At 41.6% G+C, this 18,460-nt stretch carries 14 protein-coding genes, 1 tRNA gene and 1 pseudogene; 10 read left to right on the top strand and 6 right to left on the bottom strand.

Annotated features, from left to right (window positions below; translation table 11 throughout):
* The first annotated feature begins 98 nt into the window (after positions 1-98).
* On the top strand, positions 99-3,164 hold the full coding sequence (locus AC4MCC_RS05625; protein ID WP_491885782.1) for a tyrosine-type recombinase/integrase: 3,066 nt from the start codon (positions 99-101) through the stop codon (positions 3,162-3,164).
* A 366-nt stretch (positions 3,165-3,530) separates the two neighbouring features.
* On the opposite strand, the gene AC4MCC_RS05620 is transcribed toward AC4MCC_RS05625, so the two are convergent.
* The 4 genes from AC4MCC_RS05620 to AC4MCC_RS05605 form a co-directional block, all read right to left on the bottom strand.
* Positions 3,531-3,764 (bottom strand): helix-turn-helix transcriptional regulator, encoded by a 234-nt coding sequence (locus AC4MCC_RS05620; protein ID WP_166136157.1) that lies wholly within the window; start codon positions 3,762-3,764, stop codon positions 3,531-3,533.
* Positions 3,765-3,807: 43 nt separating this feature from the next.
* On the bottom strand, positions 3,808-4,068 hold the full coding sequence (locus tag AC4MCC_RS05615; RefSeq protein ID WP_166136154.1) for a hypothetical protein: 261 nt from the start codon (positions 4,066-4,068) through the stop codon (positions 3,808-3,810).
* A 168-nt stretch (positions 4,069-4,236) separates the two neighbouring features.
* Complete coding sequence (locus AC4MCC_RS05610; RefSeq protein WP_419374618.1) at positions 4,237-5,427, bottom strand: tyrosine-type recombinase/integrase; 1,191 nt, start codon at positions 5,425-5,427, stop codon at positions 4,237-4,239.
* A 206-nt stretch (positions 5,428-5,633) separates the two neighbouring features.
* Positions 5,634-5,710: transfer RNA gene (locus AC4MCC_RS05605), tRNA-Ile, on the bottom strand.
* A gap of 796 nt (positions 5,711-6,506) precedes the next feature.
* Here AC4MCC_RS05605 and AC4MCC_RS05600 point away from each other — a divergent pair.
* Both AC4MCC_RS05600 and AC4MCC_RS05595 read left to right on the top strand, forming a co-directional pair.
* Positions 6,507-7,061 carry a 1-acyl-sn-glycerol-3-phosphate acyltransferase gene (locus AC4MCC_RS05600; protein ID WP_166136149.1) on the top strand — a complete coding sequence of 185 codons (555 nt, stop codon included), beginning with the start codon at positions 6,507-6,509 and terminating at the stop codon, positions 7,059-7,061.
* Positions 7,062-7,304: 243 nt separating this feature from the next.
* Positions 7,305-8,054: a YebC/PmpR family DNA-binding transcriptional regulator gene (locus tag AC4MCC_RS05595; protein ID WP_004784089.1), complete on the top strand. Its 750-nt coding sequence runs from the start codon at positions 7,305-7,307 to the stop codon at positions 8,052-8,054.
* Between the two features lie 64 nt (positions 8,055-8,118).
* Here the strand turns inward: AC4MCC_RS05595 and AC4MCC_RS05590 are convergent, their stop codons facing one another.
* Positions 8,119-8,589, bottom strand: a complete 471-nt coding sequence (locus AC4MCC_RS05590) for an Lrp/AsnC family transcriptional regulator (protein ID WP_004784091.1) — start codon at positions 8,587-8,589, stop codon at positions 8,119-8,121.
* Positions 8,590-8,950: 361 nt separating this feature from the next.
* Here AC4MCC_RS05590 and AC4MCC_RS05585 point away from each other — a divergent pair.
* Positions 8,951-9,946 (top strand): annotated as a pseudogene (locus AC4MCC_RS05585) (hypothetical protein); the annotation flags it as partial.
* 854 nt (positions 9,947-10,800) lie between these two features.
* On the opposite strand, the gene AC4MCC_RS05580 reads toward AC4MCC_RS05585, so the two are convergent.
* Complete coding sequence (locus tag AC4MCC_RS05580) at positions 10,801-11,565, bottom strand: glutathione S-transferase family protein (RefSeq protein WP_491885781.1); 765 nt, start codon at positions 11,563-11,565, stop codon at positions 10,801-10,803.
* Positions 11,566-11,946: 381 nt separating this feature from the next.
* On the opposite strand from AC4MCC_RS05580, the gene AC4MCC_RS05575 reads away from it, so the two are divergent.
* From AC4MCC_RS05575 to AC4MCC_RS05550, 6 genes are read left to right on the top strand one after another with little or no spacing between them, the layout of a single operon-like run.
* Entirely contained in the window at positions 11,947-13,149 is a 1,203-nt protein-coding gene (locus AC4MCC_RS05575; RefSeq protein ID WP_491885780.1) for an SfnB family sulfur acquisition oxidoreductase, read from the top strand.
* Positions 13,150-13,160: 11 nt separating this feature from the next.
* The gene (locus AC4MCC_RS05570; RefSeq protein ID WP_491885779.1) at positions 13,161-14,384 is read left to right on the top strand and encodes an SfnB family sulfur acquisition oxidoreductase; all 1,224 of its coding nucleotides are present in this window, start codon (positions 13,161-13,163) and stop codon (positions 14,382-14,384) included.
* Entirely contained in the window at positions 14,384-15,808 is a 1,425-nt protein-coding gene (locus AC4MCC_RS05565) for an LLM class flavin-dependent oxidoreductase (RefSeq protein ID WP_491885778.1), read from the top strand. Before AC4MCC_RS05570 ends, AC4MCC_RS05565 begins: the two co-directional genes overlap by 1 nt.
* A 19-nt stretch (positions 15,809-15,827) precedes the next feature.
* The gene (locus tag AC4MCC_RS05560; RefSeq protein ID WP_419365534.1) at positions 15,828-16,658 is read left to right on the top strand and encodes a MetQ/NlpA family ABC transporter substrate-binding protein; all 831 of its coding nucleotides are present in this window, start codon (positions 15,828-15,830) and stop codon (positions 16,656-16,658) included.
* A gap of 10 nt (positions 16,659-16,668) precedes the next feature.
* A complete protein-coding gene (locus AC4MCC_RS05555) occupies positions 16,669-17,739 on the top strand; it encodes a methionine ABC transporter ATP-binding protein (RefSeq protein ID WP_419365533.1) in 1,071 nt (356 codons plus the stop codon).
* The gene (locus AC4MCC_RS05550; RefSeq protein WP_419365532.1) at positions 17,720-18,379 is read left to right on the top strand and encodes a methionine ABC transporter permease; all 660 of its coding nucleotides are present in this window, start codon (positions 17,720-17,722) and stop codon (positions 18,377-18,379) included. Before AC4MCC_RS05555 ends, AC4MCC_RS05550 begins: the two co-directional genes overlap by 20 nt.
* The last annotated feature ends 81 nt before the right edge of the window (positions 18,380-18,460 follow it).

Raw genomic sequence — 18,460 nt, 5'->3', positions numbered from 1 at the left:
GGGCTTCTTCCCTTGGCGTTATCTCAAGCAAAAATAGTTGCTGTGATTAGCATCGCGCAAAGCACCGCTCTCTTTCCAATTGACGGGATGGATGACTGATGCCAAAGATCTCTAAGTTCGCCAGTGAGCGCCGTCATACAGAACGGAAACAAGTCATACAAAAGGAGATGCAGCAGGCCCAAAACTTTATCCAGACGCATCTGCCTTTGGATGAGTTCTTCGAGGCCTATCAGCATCATCAGCACTTGGGACTATTAGAAAAGCTCGAAGAGGCCATTGAACGAGAAGCCTCCTCGGTTCGTTATAAAAAAATGCTGTATCACTGCTACCGCAGGCAGATCATGCTATTCAACCATCGCTATGAAATCGAACTTGATCTACCCTCCCGGCAATTTCTGAGCATTGAACGTGAGCCCATGGAATTCAACCGGGAGTGGCTTGAGCGCTCCAAGTACGTTCATATGGTCCATCAAAGGCTGTGGCGTTACTGGAACACGGCATCGCAATTCTCTGATGCAGAAATCATTGGCAACATTCTGATCTCGGGCATTCTCTTTGCCGGGATCTGTACCCGCAATACTCTGGATGCATTTCTTGAACAGTTACAGCAAGGACTGATGATCCAGCACCTTAAGGCTATAGATCTGCATCTGGTCTTTCTTGAACCCTTATCCCCGGGTTATGGGGACATCTACCATCCTGAAGCACCACTGAGAAAATCACGCACACTGGTTTTAGACCGCATCACTCAACTCTGGCTGGTCCGATACCTTGAACACTCCCCGACTGTACGCATGAATGCCTTTGACTATCTCAGTATCATCTTCAGGAAAATGGAGTTTACCGGTCAATATTCTGAGATTACTAAACTTCTGGCTTCGGCAAGTTCTCATTGGGTGCAACTGGATCATGTCACACTGGATACCGCTTTAAGCCGCTGCCTGGAAGACAAAAATGAAACCTGCGGCTTAAGCCTGACATCATTCAAAAACTATCTGGATCCACCTCTGTTTTCAGCAGAGTTAAATGAGGGTCACATCACGAATAGGCCTTCAGTAAAATGCTCAACCGCTGTGATGAATAAACAATCACTGGTCAGTATCAAAAAACTGCATAGGTATTTGCTCAAGACCATTCGACACAATCAAGACGGTTTGACTGAACTCATCGACTATGTGACCCAAGAACACGCTGTCCTGTCTGAAGCCTCAATCCGAATCTGCCTATGGCTGATCAGTATGTTTCAACCCAGTACAGCGCAAGTACAGCACTTAAGCCAGCTCTTCAATCTCGACACAGAAGCTTGGCTCAAATATTTAGGTTACCAGCAGAAATTAAGGCGATCCTCGATCTATAGCTACTATGCCAAGTTTGCAGAAGCCTGGTTGTTACATGCGCTTCCCTATATGGAAGATCCTGATTTCAATACCCACCTTGAGGACATCTACAGCAGGGTTATGGGAGAAAACACCAAGTCCTCGCATCAAAAACTCGATCTGCTACGACGATTTCATCATTTCCAAAAAATTCTGTTTAAATCAGAAGATTTTCCTTTGTACCGCGATCTTCAGGCATCCTCTCATCCCAAGACACAAATTATCTCAGCCAAAGTATTTTGCGCTGTACTTGATCTTATCCCTGCTTACGTAAAGTGTGACAGCTTTAATCAGCATGATGCCGAGATGCTCAAAATTATCTTTACCCTCGCCTTTCGTACGGGGATGCGGATTAATGAAATTTTAGGCCTGAGAGTTAAAGATATTGAAGGTCCAGCTTGCACCTCGATTTGGATCAGGCCTTACCGCTCTAGTCAGCAGGAACATACATTAAAAACGGACAGCGCTGAACGTAATATCCCGGTCAGTACGCTGTTATGTCCCAATGAACATGAAACGTTTAAGGACTACTGTTTATCCAGACGCATCAGCTTCAGTAAAGATGACTATGTATTTACCCTGTGGAATAGCAGTGAACGCTTATCCACACATTTTGTCTCTCAGATTTTCTCGAATCTGATCAATACGGTATTACCGGGGTGTCAATATTCATTTCATACCCTCAGACATTCTGCCGCCAATCATCTAGCACTGATCCTCAATATGCCCTATGAACTGGTCAAGGTCTTTAGCGATTATACTCAGCAAGATTATGCGCGGATACGCAGTGACCTGATTCGTGGTAAAGCAGCACAGGATCTCTGGTATATTCTTGCCCATTTACTCGGGCATATCACGCCAACAGAAACCTTTAAAAGCTATCTGCACTTATGCTTTATCATGGCGGGTTACAGGCTCAGTCAATATGATCCATCTATTCCCTACCGCACCATTAAAACCATTTATCCTGGTCTCTCAATCAAACCCACTTCGAAAGACATTCATCCAAGCAGTTTAAGTCCGATGCTTAGGCTAAATTTGACTGCTGAGCACCTGATAAATAGCGCTACACATAGAAAAAGTTCTAAAAGAGCCAAACCATCCGTTACCCGAAAAAATGAGTGCGGTAACGAAAAATATTATCCGGGCACGGCTACATCAGGTATCTCCGCTCATATGGCAATCCAGATCATTAGACACTGTGAACGATTTGATGATATTGATTACATCGCTAAAAAATTGAACCTCCCACGGGCTTTCATTCAGGCATGTAAAGACAATATCAACAAATTACAGATGCTGAAAAATCAGAAAGGCAGGTCAAGGTTCATCATCAATCCTGACAAAGATAGACGCATATTGCCCTGCGTAGAAACTTTTGAAGAAAAGAAACTGATTCCGTATTTTTTTAAACAGCTGGGTGATTATTCCAGAGATAATAAAAATCTCATTCAAGGATTAAAAATATTTATTCAAAAGGTGAATATCTCTGAATCAGGATTAATATTTCACATTAAAGAACTAGATCAAATTAATATCTTTTTTGAGGCAATCTTTCCACTTTTTCCCATCCATTACTGGACCACTGAAATACCCTATAGGATAAAAAACATAGATTTATCATCAATTAAATGCATTCAAAAAATTAATCAGGCCAACCTAATACCTGGAAACTTTCAAAATTCTTTCCGTGTATACTTAAAATCAAAAAATACCAATAAATCACTCAGTTTTCTTAAGTACAGTCTTATTCTCTTATGTGTATTTAATCAAAAGGTTTTTATTTAGAATAAATACTAGATAACCTATAAACTTCAGTTACATCTTGGAATTAGACAAGCCCTAAAATTTATATTAAAAAGAATCATCGATGATAATAAGAGATACGCAGATGCTTAATAGAGAAAAGATCAATAATATATTGCGTAAACTAATTCATGAGTTTCAAATTCTCGATGGATATACGCTAGGACTGTTCTTTAATGAAGATAATAACTGTAGTAATTATCGGGCCATCTATTTATGGATTGAAGAACTGATAGACCAGAATCCTGACATTAGCTTTGATGAAATAAGAGTTCTATATCGAGAACGACTTCCTGATTCATATTCTATTTATTAAAAAAAGCCCCTGGTTACAGGGGCTTAATAAACCTACTCTCCCAGGAATTTATTTCTATACCAGGCCCAAAGCTCCTCAGCTATAAACAAATTCCCACCTTGCAGAGAACTTACAATTTTTTTGGGTCGAGGAAATGTAGGATCTATTTTCATAAGCTTATATAAGCTTGTTCTAGAAATATTTAAAAGCTCGCACACCTGATGAAGCTTTAAAAGAAGGCTTTCAAATACTTTACCATTATTATGATCGTGATGACCACTTGGCATAGTTTCTGTTCTCCTCTGGAGGTTTTTATTTAAATAATTGAAATTAATCTGCATTAATTTCCCAATTGTTTTGCAACCATGTTTCTATTTGCTTTGTATCGTAATACACTCCTGCACGACGCTGGGTAAAATCCTTTTGTGGATGAGGAAAAGTTGGATCACTATCAGCAATTTTTTTTAATTGTGCTCTAGTAATACCCATTATTTTACAAAGATCCAATAATTTAATTCTCCAAGGCAAGAATTTTTCAATGGCATCAAAACTATTTTTATGTATACACTCTTGTGTGATTAAATCAGACACTTTTTCCTGTGTACATAATAAGAAATACTTCCGAATTAAAAAATTATTGACATTATCTTTGGGGTTACTCATACATTTTAATGAGGTGGTGATTAATAACTAAACACTACCTCACTAGAAAATATTTGCAACACCCTGTAGGAGTTTTTTTATATTTTCTTTGTAAAATTAGATGCATTTTGTAACAATAGAGTCTATATAGTTACCCCACCATTCCATGACTTTAATACGCTCCCGAAAATGCTGACCTTTATTATAAGTACCAGGCATCCCCGCCTTAAGGTGTGCTAGGCAGGCTTCTATCACCTGCTGTTTATCACTTAAAATATCGTTCAATTGGGTGGCTGCAATATGGCGAAAGCCATGTGGATTTTGCTTGTCTTTGTAGCCCATTCTGTTCAAAGCAGCATTAAAAGTCAGATTACTGATCGGCTTCATTGCACTGTCTCTGGAAGGAAATAAATATTTACTTTCTCGCCCAGGAATTGCCTTTAACTCCTCCAGCAACTTAATAACTTGTGGAGATAAGGGAATATCGTGATCTTTTCTCATTTTCATCATGGAACCTGGCCTTTTCCAAATTTTGAGATCGAAATCAAACTGATCCCATGTCGCGATTCTTAATTCACCTGGTCTTGGAAACATGAGAATTAATAATTCCAAACCAATAGCGATTTGTCGGGTTCGATAATTTCTGATCTTTTGAAGCATTTCAGGCAATTCACGAATATCAATGTGCTTCATATTATTTCCTATATTCTTATCCAGGTATTTTTTCAGGGTTGCTACAGGGTTGCGTTGCATCCGCTCATGATGAATGGCGTAATCATAGGCATTCCGAACATAGGAAAGTAGTTTCTCGACTCGGTTAAAAATCTTCTCTTTTCTTTGTTTACCCTGAAAAAATTTTTGCCATTCTTGAGTCTTGATCTCTGCAAATTTTCTTTTGCCAAATACAGGTAAGAGATGCCTCTCGATAGATTGAACCTCCTTTTTAAATGTTTGTGCTGTCCACGAATTTTTTTTGGTATCCAACCATTCCCACATCAACTGTTCAAACAGCTCTTTATTCTCTTCTTGCAATTTCAACGCTTTTTCTTTACGGGTAAGCGGTACCACTATACCCTTTTCTATATCTCTCACTTTTTCACGAGCCTCTTTAAGAGAAACTTCTGGATAAGTCCCTAAACCGATCCATGCCCATTTTCCCTGACTATTCTTTTTACGCATTTGCCAGGATTTTTTACCTGAAGTTTGAATCCTCAGATAAAGACCCGGAACATCACCAACCCGATATTCCTTCTCTTTTGCTTTCAATGCATCGCATTTCAGATCACTTAAATGTCGTTTTCTAGTCATGGTCTAAAACTCTCAATTGAAAATATGTATCCTCGTTATAGGGTGAACTCGGGATACACACAATAGGATACACAGGGTCCATTTTTATACGCGAACGTATGTGAACATATGCGTACATATGTGTATTTTTTAGGCAATAAAAAAACCCTAATTCTTTTAGAATTAGGGTTTTATATTTCACATAAGAATAGTATGAGAATGAAATTTGGTGGGCCCAGACAGACTTGAACTGTCGACCAACGGATTATGAGTCCGCTGCTCTAACCAACTGAGCTATAGGCCCTATATAGACTGAATTTGTTATATTTCAACTAGTTCAGGCGCATTGAATACTAGCCAAGATTAGATCAAAAAACAAGTACTTTTCTTTCTGCTTGCACACTTAGCCAGCAATCATTTTTTATCCTTAATAACTGCCCTGCTTAGGATTTAAGACTTCAGTCTAAGTTAAGTAGCAAAAGCCTAATATGACATCTATATTTTCTATCTAAAATAAAGAGAGCACGCTAATTATTCGAATATCAAACCAATAAATTAATCGCTTTTACGTCTCAATATAACCATAATCAATAAAAATACCAACTATTAAGTATAGAAATATAATCCTAGAAAATATTCTTTAAAAATCTATAAAGACTAAAATTCCGATTCCAATTTCTCATCTTTACGTAAATGCATATAGATTTCGATTAAAGACCATACAATAACCAGTGCTAACAGAAGCATTGAGAACATGAAAGCTGTAATATACGTCATAGGTTTCAATCTCAGAGAGAAAATGACCAGAAAATAGAAAAGACACAATTTCTTCTTTTCTTCGACAAAAGTCTAATAACTAAAATTTGTGCTGGATAGTCATTTTTTCATCATTTTAAGACTTATTTTATATAAGATGATATATCTCAAGGATTATTAAGTATTTATTTATATCTTTCAGGTCTTAAAAAACTATTTAATATACTTTTTTGATCTTGGATTTTTCATATTATTAATGAATTTGAAATAAAGTCTATTGACTGTGAATAAGAACAGGAAGAAATTATGCAGTTCATACCGTTAGCTCTTATTTCTTTCTATTTATGCTAAACAAATTTATTGGCGAATCTGCATTTAAACTTGCCGGTTGGCAATATCATGTTGAACCCGATGTACTCGAAGATAAACAGGTCATTGTCGGATTTGAACATACATCCATGATGGATGCAGTTCTATCTTTGGCGCTCTTTAAGATGTATGACATCAAAATTCATACCCTGATCAAGAAAGAACTGTTCAAAGGCCCAATGAAACCAATTCTGGAAGCCATGGGTGGTATCGCGGTCGACCGTAAAGCGAATAAGGATATTGTTAGCGTAATGGTTGAACATTTTCAGAATAATGAAAAATTCAATCTGGTGATCGCACCTGAAGCCACCCGTGCCAAAAATGGTGAAGCGCGTAAACCGATCCGTACCGGTTTCTGGCATATTGCCAAAGCTGCCAATGTGCCAATTGTCCTGATGTATGCCAACTCCAAAACCAAGCAAGGCGGGATTTTTGGCAAAATTTATCCTACTGATCTTGCACATGATCTGGCTTTAATCAAGCAACTCTATAAAGAGAATGTTGGTCTGGATATTATTATCCCGGAATAAACCCTCCATAAAAGGGCTTGAGAATAATATTTCTCCTGCCCTTTTCTTATCTAGGTATTTTCTCAGCAAACATTTTCTTAAGTTTTTATTTACATTTATTGCTTTGCCTTTCTATTTTATTGCCTATTTTTTTGGCATTATCATTAAATCTCAAATTCAGACTCTTTTTTCAAAAAAAGAGCTTATGGTAGAATCGGCGCAATTCGATAGGCATACAGCCAATCTACAAGGAGCATATTTCGCATGGCGGGTCATTCCAAGTGGGCCAATATTAAGCATCGTAAAGCAAAACAAGATGCCAGTCGTGGTAAGTTGTTTACCAAATATATTCGTGAATTAACAACTGCTGCCAAACTCGGTGGCGCTGATGCGGGTAGTAATCCTCGTCTACGTGCTGTTGTAGAAAAAGCATTATCTGTAAACATGACACGTGATGTGATCAATCGTGCGATTCAGCGTGGTGCCGGTGGTGAAGATAACGACGATCTGAAAGAAGTAACCTATGAAGGTTATGGCGTAGGCGGCGTTGCGGTTATTGTTGAAACCATGACAGATAACCTGAACCGTACGGTTCCTGATGTACGTCACTGCTTCACTAAAACTGATGGTAACCTCGGTACCAACGGTTCAGTATCCTTCCTGTTCACTAAACGTGGCGAGATTACTTTTGAAGATGTGTCTTTAGAAGATCAAATCATGGAAGTAGCACTTGAAGCGGGTGCTGAAGACATTGAAGTGGATGAAGATGAAATCCTGGTGATCACTACGCCAGAAAGCTTCGGTACAGTACAAGATGCTTTAGCTGCTGCGGGTTTAAAATCTGATAACGCTGAAGTGGTGATGAGCCCATCTACCAAAGCTGAAATCACAGATATCGACCAAGCGAAAAAAATCATGAAAATGATTGATATGCTTGAAGATCTGGATGATGTTCAAAACGTTTATACCAACGTTGAATTCTCTGATGAAGTTTTGGCGCAACTCGATGCCTAATTTTCTATGAGATCAAAACGCACCTTCGGGTGCGTTTTTTATATGTCCTAAAAAGCCTAGAATTTTAAACCTTATTTAAAAGACCACTACAGTTAAAGACATTATATTCCTTAATCACGAAGCTGGAATGCAGCGCTACGACATGCTCGATCTTGCCGATTCTACTTAATAGAATCTGACTATAATTTTCCATATCACGTGCCACAACTTCGACAATAAAATCCGCAGACTGCCCTGTCACCAGAAAAGCATTAATGACTTCCGGAATATTTTCTAATTCTTCTAAAAATTTGGCAAAAGTATCGCTATCATGCTTGCTTAAGGAAACCTGCAACAGCACATGCAGGCTAAAGCCCAATTTTTGATAATTAATCTCGCGCTTCAAGCCACTGATAATATTATGATCGATCAAATGCTTGATCCTGCGGTGTACCGAACTCACAGATAAATTTACTCTCTCAGAGAGTTCATTCAGATTGACATCTTCATGGGTCAAAATTTCAAGAATGTGCTTATCAAAACGATCTAATTCCATCTCTAATCTCTTGCCATTTTATTTAAATACATCATCATTTAACTCTTAGTATTGTTTTTTTTTTCGTAAATTACCAGTTATTTGAAAAAAAATGCCAGACATATCTTAATAGCCAGTTTTAAGCCATGTTTATAGTCATTCGTCGTATAAAAAAATTTTCGATAACCGTCTCTTTTAAATAAATCATTCTTATTTATCACTAAACTATTTATGAATAAAAACCATTACCCTGATAATCCTATTTTCAAAGCATGATTAATCCAACTTAGATTTACACTTGTATAGAAATTGAATAAGAATTGAGCGGTTTATCTAAAACACACAACAAACATAACAAGATAAAAATTCGCAAGGAACGGTTATGGCTTTTAGTATTCTTAGTTCAATTAAAACTAAACTCAGTCCAGTGCTCACGACAGAGACACAAAATACGAGTTTACTTGGCGGTTTATTGGGTGGCAGTCTTTCTGGCATTATTGGTTCTATTACAGGTTCTACCCCCTCTACCCCTTCCCTGGATTCTCTCTTAAACAGCCTGCTTTCTGGCAAAAGTTTAACTTCCAGTTCCCTCACTGATTTAATTAGCCAATTTACAGGCTCAAATGCTTCTAAACTTGATATCAACAGTTTAATTAGCCAGTTAACGAAAGCCAATGGTGGCAGTTTCGACATAGGTTCAATCAGCAATCTGCTTGGCAGCTTAATGGGTGGTAATACATCAACCCTGGATTTAAATGCAGTTATCAAATTGGTCAGCGGATTGATGGGTGGCAGTGCTGGCAATGTAGACCTCGGTAAAATTGCTGAACTGGCTGGCAACTTATTGCAAGGTGGCGACCTTGATCTTACCCAAATCACTCAACTGCTGAGTGGCCTGATTGGAGGTACTGGTGGTCTTGGTGGAATAGACATTGGTGCCATCGTCGGTATCGTCAGTGGTCTCATCCAAGGTGGTGATATTGATATTACTCAAATTACCCAACTATTGAGCGGTCTGATCGGTGGTTCAGGTGGATTAGGCAGCATTGATATAGGAGCTATTGCAGGCCTCGTCGGTGGCTTGATTCAAGGTGGCGATATTGATATCGCACAAATTACTGAACTGCTTGGCGGCCTAATTGGTGGTTCTGGCGGACTTGGCGATGTAGATATTGGTCAAATTGCCAACCTAGTCGGTGGTCTCATCAGTGGCAATGCCGCTAGTGATCTCGACATCGGTGCAATTGTTGACTTAATCAGCGGATTGATCGGTGGCTCAACAGGTAGTTTAGATACCAGTTCAGTCAATCTGTTAGCCAGTAACCTAATGAGCAATGCAAGCAGTGACCTTGATATCGGTGCTATTACCAATTTGCTCAGTGGTCTAATCAGCAATTCAGGCAATATCGATACGGGCACCATTGCGCAAACTGTAACGCAAAGCCTGATGCCACTGCTTGCATCGATTGATACAGGTAACTCATCCATTGATATGGATCAACTTACCCAAGTTTTACCAACAGTGGTTGGTAGTGTGACTACATTGGTATCTACAATCAGTTCTGCAGGTTCAGGTAATGTGCCAGACACCATCGCGGATGTACTAAAAGGCATCAATCCACTGTTGAATCTATTAGCGAATAGTGACGTTCTTGACGCTGATCAGGCAGAAATCGTGAATTCTCTTTACGATGTCTTGAATAGCGTACAAGTGGTGCTGGATTTTATGAATAACCCATCACTGCTCACCTTATCCAGCGACCTCAATAATGTGATTACCGCACTCAAACCTGTAATTGCGCTGATTGATAGTGAAGGTCAATTCTCGGATCTTCTGGATGGTGTTCAGTTTCCTGAAATTGGCGACCTGCTCGGGTCACTCGGCTCTGGCGTGCCAAGCTTAGACGGTTTAGGTTTGGATGCATTCACGGATAGTCTTGGCAATTTAGTCGGTAATCACTCATCCCTACAACTGCCTGATCTGAGCGAATTGATTTCCGGCATTAGTAATACTGATACGGCTACGAATATCAGCATTACTGAAATCATCCCAACCATTAAAGAAACCATTACTAATATCTCAAGTGGTAGCTCGCTGCCGAAGTTTGACTTTAACTCACTGCTCAGTGGCTTCAGTAAACCAAGTGATATTGATCAGACCAACCCTTGGGGTTAATTCTAATCTCATAAAAAAACGCGCTTTATGCGCGTTTTTTATATTTCATCTTTATTTTATACACCACGCCAATCAACACGGGCATTGCGCTCATTACGATACATCTTTTGAATATATTGCCCTAATGGCAACTCAGCCAGATGACTTTGATATTCACGGTATTCATCCGACATTGATTCAAAGCTTTCTCGCTCCCACGGCGTTCCCGGAATGGCCAGTAAAGGTGCCAAAATGGAACAGACGGCAATATCGGCCAGAGAGAAACGTGAACCGACGAGATAAGGTCCTTCTTTTTCCACACGAATCTGATTAAGCTGCTCAACCGAATCCTTGATAAATTGTTTGGACTGTTCTAGTGTTTCTTCAGTTAAGGCATAACCCTTGGTCAAAAGGGTTTTTAACAATGGCTTGGAGAATTTTTCAAACTGGCGCAGATAGCCTTTTTCCCCAATTAGGATGTCCATCGATTCATGATCATGCGATAAAGCCTGAGCCAGCATCCAGCGACGCACATGGCGGCCTAAATCTTGGGTGATTTCATCAATATCTAGTGCCTGCTGACGCAAGCTTACTTCTGCAGGTAGCAGACGGTGTTCAGGATATTGCTCATCCAGATACAGGGCAATTTTGGTCGAGTCCGCAATCCACTGTTCCCGATCGCGCAGAATCGGTAAACGGTTTTGTCCCGTTTTCAGGCGAGCAAAGGCACGATGAGCACCCGGCATCAGATTGTGCGCAACATATTCCAGCTCTTTGTAATCCAGCATCCAGCGCGCCTTTTCACAAAAATGAGAAAGTGGAAACTGGTATAAGATGCGCATAAATTCTCCATGCTTGTTTTTAGGTCAGATCGCATTAAAACCATCTAATTTAGTCGGATACTTTAGTCACCCCAGACTGGAAATACAATGAACTTTTTATTCAAAATAAAGATGTTGCTTATTCAACACGACGATGAGTATTTTTATACATTTTTTTGTCTTGATTATCTATAAAGCAGATATGCACTGCTTTAAAAACATCTATTAAAATTAAGAAATTATTCAAAACCTATTTAATTTTAATTAGTTACTATATTAAAAATTTATCAAAACCTAGCAGTTTTTGTCCTAAATAGCTTTTTTCATAAGCTTTGCAAAAGCAATTGCTTAATTACATAAAGCTTTAGCTGTAACGTTTCGGCATCGATTTAGGATGTCATTATGTCTCGTTTAACTTCTGAAAAAGTTCATATCATCGAAAATGATCTCGACGCGATTAATGCTGCTTATCAGGTTGCAGACTTTGCCCTGGAAGGCCGTAATCAGCGGGATCAGCAACGTCTATTACCTTTTGCTGAGATTGACCTGTTCAGCCAGAAAGGCCTTGGTGGCATGCGCATTCCGAAACAGTACGGCGGTGCATTTGTTGCCAATAAAACCCTAGCTCATGTATTCCGGATTATTAATAAAGCTGACTCTAGTGTCGGGCAAATTCCGCAGAACCAGATTGCATTACTCAACATGATCGAGATCATGGGCACAGAAGAACAAAAACAATTTATTTATAACGAAATTTTAAAGGGTAAGCGTCTGGCGAATGGCGGTCCAGAGCGCAATACCAAAGATACCAAGACGCTTGCCACCACTTTAACATTTGAAAATGGCCGCTATTTTGTGGATGGCGAGAAATTCTATTCAACTGGTAGCAGCTTCGCGCACTGGTTAGCGATTAAAGCGATTCATCCAGAAGGCCATGTAATACTAACTATTGTCGACCGCAATGCTGAAGGGGTGGAAGTGATCGATAACTGGAATGGCTTTGGCCAACGCACGACTTCAAGTGGCACGGTCAAACTTCAGCATGTGGAGGTCGAACCACTACTCATTTTTGATGAGCGTCTGTTAGGAAATCAACCAAGCTACCGCGGTGCCTATTCCCAATTGATGCAGGTCGCGATTGATGTCGGCATTGCCGAAGCTGCTTTTACCGATACGCTGACTGCCGTGCAAAAAGCACGTCCAATTGTCGATGCTCAAGTCGAAAAAGCTAGCTTTGAGCATTATACCTTGCAGGAAGTTGGCAAATCTTCTGTGCTGCTCGATGCCGCGATTTTACTGCTGGATGAAGCCGCTGATTATCTGGATGAACTGGATCAGCTGGAATCTGTGACTGATAAGCAGGCCGCTAAAGCCTCAATTCTAGTGGCTGAAGCCAAAATCTATGCCAATGATGCAGCTTTGCATATCTCGGAAAAATTATTGGAACTGGGCGGCAGCCGTTCCAGCTTAAGTCAGCACAATCTTGATCAGCATTGGCGTAATGCACGTGTGCATACCCTGCATGACCCGATCCGCTGGAAACTGCATGCACTTGGGGATTATTACCTGAATCATAAACTCCCTGCCCGCCACGCCTGGATTTAAGGATATTTGCCATGACTTCATTTCAAAATATTGTTCCATTTCAATCCGAACAGCTGGCGCATGCGCACATCATCAAATCTGATGAAGAAGCACTGGAAATTGCCCATAATCTGGCAAAGCAGTTCAAGGCTGGTGCTGTACAGCGTGATGCCGAACGTATTCTTCCTTTCGAAGAGATCGAGGCTTATAGCCAGTCCGGACTTTGGGCGATTACTGTACCAAAAGAATATGGTGGTGCAGAAGTGTCTAACTATACCGTGGCACAAGTCATTGCCCTAATGAGCGGTGTGGATGGTTCAATCGGTCAGATTCCACAAAACCATTTCTATGGTCTGGAAATCCTGCGCAATAACGGCACAGAGGAACAAAAACAGAAACTCTATGCCGAAGTCCTAAAAGGTGCCCGTTTTGGTAATGCCTTGGCTGAGTTTAAAACCAAGACTGCCGCTCAACGTCAAACTGCCATCCGCAAAGCAGAGCAAGGTTATGTCATTAACGGCGAAAAATTCTATTGCACCGGCAGCCTGTTTGCGCACCGCATTCCGACACTGGTCGTGCATGAAAGCGAACAGCAATTCCTGGCCTTTGTCCCACGTGACAGTGAAGGTCTGACCCTGATTGATGACTGGAGCGGTTTTGGCCAGCGTACCACTGGCAGCGGCACGGTGAAATTCGACAACGTGCATGTGCTTGAGGAAGATGTGGTACGTTTTGATACGGCCTATTCGCACCCAACCATTTCGGGCCCTTTCGCACAATTACTGCATGCCTCTATTGAAACCGGCATTGCCCGTGCTGCATTCGAAGAAACCTTAAACCGTGTACGTCAGGCGCGTCCGTGGATTGATTCGGGTGTGGATAAAGCCACCGATGATCCGCTGACTAAATTTGAACTCGGTCGCGTCGTGGCTGATGTGCGTGCTTCTGAAGTGTTACTGAAACAGGCCGCCCGCTCTGTCGATACTGCCAAAGCCAATCCGACTGAAACCAGCGTGGCCAGAGCTTCTCTGGATGTGGCTAAAGCGCGTGCACACAGTAGTGAAACCGCCTTAAAAGCATCATCCAAACTGATTGAACTGGCCGGTAGCCGTGGTAGCCAGCGTGAAGATGGCTTGGATCGTTTCTGGCGTAATGCCCGCGTGCATACCCTGCATGATGCTTCACGCTGGAAATATTATTTTATTGCCAATTATTTACTGAATGGTGTTCTGCCTCCACGCCGGGGGACATTGTAATGACAATTACAACGACTAATCCAAAAGCAAAAAAAATCTTGCTGAATGCCTTTGATATGAATTGCGTGGGGCATATCAATCACGGCTTGTGGACTCATCCTCGTGATGAATCGCATCGCTTTAATGAGCTCAGCTACTGGACTGATCTGGCGAAAACTTTAGAAAAAGGCCTATTTGATGGTCTGTTTATTGCCGACATTACTGGGGTCTATGACGTCTATCAGAATGGTATTGATCTGACGCTAAGAGAATCGATTCAGTTACCAAGCCATGACCCAAGTACGCTGGTATCTGCTATGGCAGCAGTAACTGAAAATCTCGGTTTTGGTATAACAGTCAATCTCAGCTATGAGTCGCCTTATCAGTTCGCCCGTCGTTTTGCCAGTCTGGATCACCTGACCAATGGCCGTATCGGCTGGAATATTGTCACCGGTTATCTGGACAGTGCACAACGTCTGATTGGTGAAAATGGCCTGAAAGACCATGATCTGCGCTATGAACAGGCCGAGGAATTTTTACAACTGTGCTACAAGTTCTGGGAAGGCTCCTGGGAAGATGATGCGGTTTTAAAAGATAAGCAAAATCGAATTTTTACTGAACCAGCCAAGGTCCATCAGATCAATCACCAAGGCCAGTTTTATCGCAGTCAGGGTGTATTCCAGGTTTCCCCTTCTGTTCAGCGTACCCCTGTATTGTTCCAGGCCGGGGCTTCACCACGTGGTATGGCTTTCGCTACCCAGCATGCAGAAGGGATGTTTATTGGCGGTGACCATCCGGACAAGCTCAAAAAACAGGTCGATCAGATCCGCTGTCAGGCAACTGAACAAGGTCGTGATCCTGAAGCGATCAAGATTTTTGTCGGCATTACCGTGGTAACCGCAGAAACAGATGAACTGGCACAGCAAAAACTGGATGAATACCGTGCTTACGCCAGCCCTGAAGCTGGTCTTGCACATTACTCCAGTTCGGTTGGCATTGACTTGGCCAAATTTGCCGATGATGAGCCGATCCCGTACAAGAAGACCAACAGTATTGCGACGGTTAATGACAAATTTAAAGAGCAGCAGATCACACCCAATGACCTAAAGGCTCAACATGTGCTGGGTGGACGTTATCCACTGATCGTTGGCAGTGGCGCCACCGTGGCAGAAAAACTGATTCAGCTGATTGATGATACCGGTATTGATGGCTTCAACCTGACCCGTACGGTGGCACCTGAATCACATCAGGATTTTATCCAATTTGTGATTCCTGAATTACATCAGCGCGGACGCTATAAAACTGAATATGAACAAGGCAGTTTCAGACACAAACTGTTTCAGCAAGGAGACCGCTTACCTAGTGCGCATCCAGTACAGCAATTCCGATGTCAAAAATCCGCCTCAACAGCGAACACAAACTTAAAGCAAAAACAATCAGCATAAATTCATTTTGAGGTGCAACATGGCACAAACCGCTAAAACAAAATTCACCATTATTGGGGTAATTATTGCTGCCATCATCATTGGGCTGGTGATGTGGAACCAGCAAAAGAAATCCGGTTCGGATGAACTGGTGATTGGGATCAGCCCATCTTTTGCTAAACCTTTGCAGGTCGCAGCCGAAGAAGCCAAACAGCAAGGCGTAAATGTCAAACTGGTTGAGTTTTCTGACTGGAATACTCCAAACATTACCCTAAATCATGGCGATATTGATGCCAACTTCTTCCAGCATCAGCCATTTTTGGACAATGCTAAAAAAGAAACTGATTTCAAGATCAAAGCCTTTGCCAAAGGTGCAGCGACACATGTTGGTTTGTATTCCAAGAAAATTAACAGTCTGGATGAACTTAAAGACGGCGCGAAAGTTGTGGTACCAAACGATCCAGTCAATCAGGGACGTGCGCTACTGTTATTACAACAGGCGAATCTAGTGACATTGAAAGATCCAAACAACCACCTGTCAAGCCTGAAAGATATTGCAGTGAATCCGAAAAATCTTCAGTTTGTTGAAGTTGAAGGTCCACAAACCGCTCGTGCCATTGATGATGTTGATCTGGCATTCGGTTACCCGCATTACCTACGTCTGGCTAAAACAGCTGATCCAGAACAAGCATTGTTATTTGACTCTAACAAAGACAACCGTTATGCAATCCTGTTTGCCGTACGTGAGGACTATCAGGACAAAAATGACAAGCTGAAAAAATTTGTTGAAATCTATCAGAACTCACCTCGCGTGAAGGAAGCATTAGATGCTGACTTTGGTGCGAAGCTCTGGTTCCCGGGCTGGAAATAAGGAGAATACTATGGTGAGTTTTGGTTCTCAGGTGGCGTTTTCCGTCCCGCATATTAAAATCCGCAATCTGAACAAATATTATGAAGTACAAGGCAAATCGGTACATGCCTTAAAGAACATCAACCTAGATATTCCTGAAGGTAAAATTTTCGGGATTATCGGTAAAAGTGGCGCTGGTAAATCTTCACTGCTACGCACTCTAAATGGTCTGGAACAGATCAGTGAGGGTCATATCCATATCCACCAGCAGGATCTGGCAGGACTCACCCATGCTGAACTGATCCAGTTACGTCAGCGCATTGGCATGATCTTCCAGCACTTCAACCTGATGTCTGCCAAAACTGTCTGGGAAAATGTGGCATTGCCTTTAAAAGTCGCGAATTATAAAAAATCAGACATTGATACACGCGTGAATGAAGTACTGCAACTGGTTGGCTTAAGCGATAAGGCACAGAACTATCCTTCCCAGCTATCCGGCGGACAAAAGCAGCGTGTTGGCATTGCCCGTGCGCTGGTGCATCACCCGGAGATTCTACTCTGTGATGAAGCCACTTCTGCACTGGATCCGGAAAGTACTTCAGTGGTGCTGTCTTTGCTCAAAGAAATTAACCAGAAACTTGGCATCACTATTGTACTGATTACCCATGAAATGCAAGTCATTCGTGAAATTTGCGATCAGGTCGTCGTAATTGAAAAGGGTGAAATTGTTGAATCCGGTGAAGTTTGGTCTGTCTTTTCTAATCCACAGCAACAGATTACCCAGGAACTGCTGAATCTGGAACAGCTGGAACTGCCATTTTCGATCAGTCCTGAAGTGACAACAGATACCACGCATAGCATTATCAAACTGCGCTATGCCTCTAGTGTTCAATATTCCCCAGATTTGAAAGTGATTTTCGAACAGTTCGAGCATCCGGTGCATCTCTATCAAAGTCATATCGACAGTATCCAGAACCATCTGGTCGGCAGCCTCATTGTCGCGGTTGCTGATCTGAATCTGGACACGAACTTACTTCAGCAAAAACTAAAACAACACATTGCACAGATTGAGGCGATTGGCTATGCACGACCAACTCATTGATTTATTACTAACGGGAACCACCGATACCCTCATCATGGTTGGTGTATCAGCGATCGTTGCCTTTCTGATTGGTTTACCGATGGCCGTTATTTTGGTCAGCACCTCTGAACATGGCATTTATCCATCCAAGCCAATTAACCAGGCTTTGGGTTGGGTTGTGAATATTACCCGTTCGGTGCCTTTCCTGATTTTGATGGTGGCTTTAATTCCAATTACCCGCTGGATTGTCGGTACCAGTTATGGTGTCTGGGCAGCAGTTGTACCTTTAACGTTAGCTGCGACTCCTTTCTTTGCGCGTATTGCTGAAGTGAGTTTACGTGAAGTCGATCAGGGTCTGATTGAAGCTGCACAAGCGATTGGCTGTAACCGTAAGCAGATTATCTGGCATGTGTTATTACCTGAAGCTTTACCGGGTATTGTGGCCGGTTTTACTGTCACTTTGGTGACCATGATTAACTCCTCGGCGATTGCCGGTGCTATTGGTGCTGGTGGTCTGGGTGATATCGCCTACCGTTATGGCTATCAGCGTTTTGACATGCAGATCATGCTGGCGGTGATTGTGGTGCTGGTGATACTGGTGATGCTGGTTCAGGCCACAGGTGACACCCTATCGAATCAGCTCGACAAACGTAAAATTTAAAAACATCTATTTCATAAGTTTTCAATAAAGCACCCAGCCATGACCTGACTTTGTCATGGCTTTCATGTAAAATCACTGGCA

The sequence above is a fragment of the Acinetobacter sp. CAU_H_56 genome (genome assembly GCF_058599425.1).
Note: the sequence above shows the minus strand (reverse complement) of the source record. Positions and strands in the feature narration are given on the sequence as shown.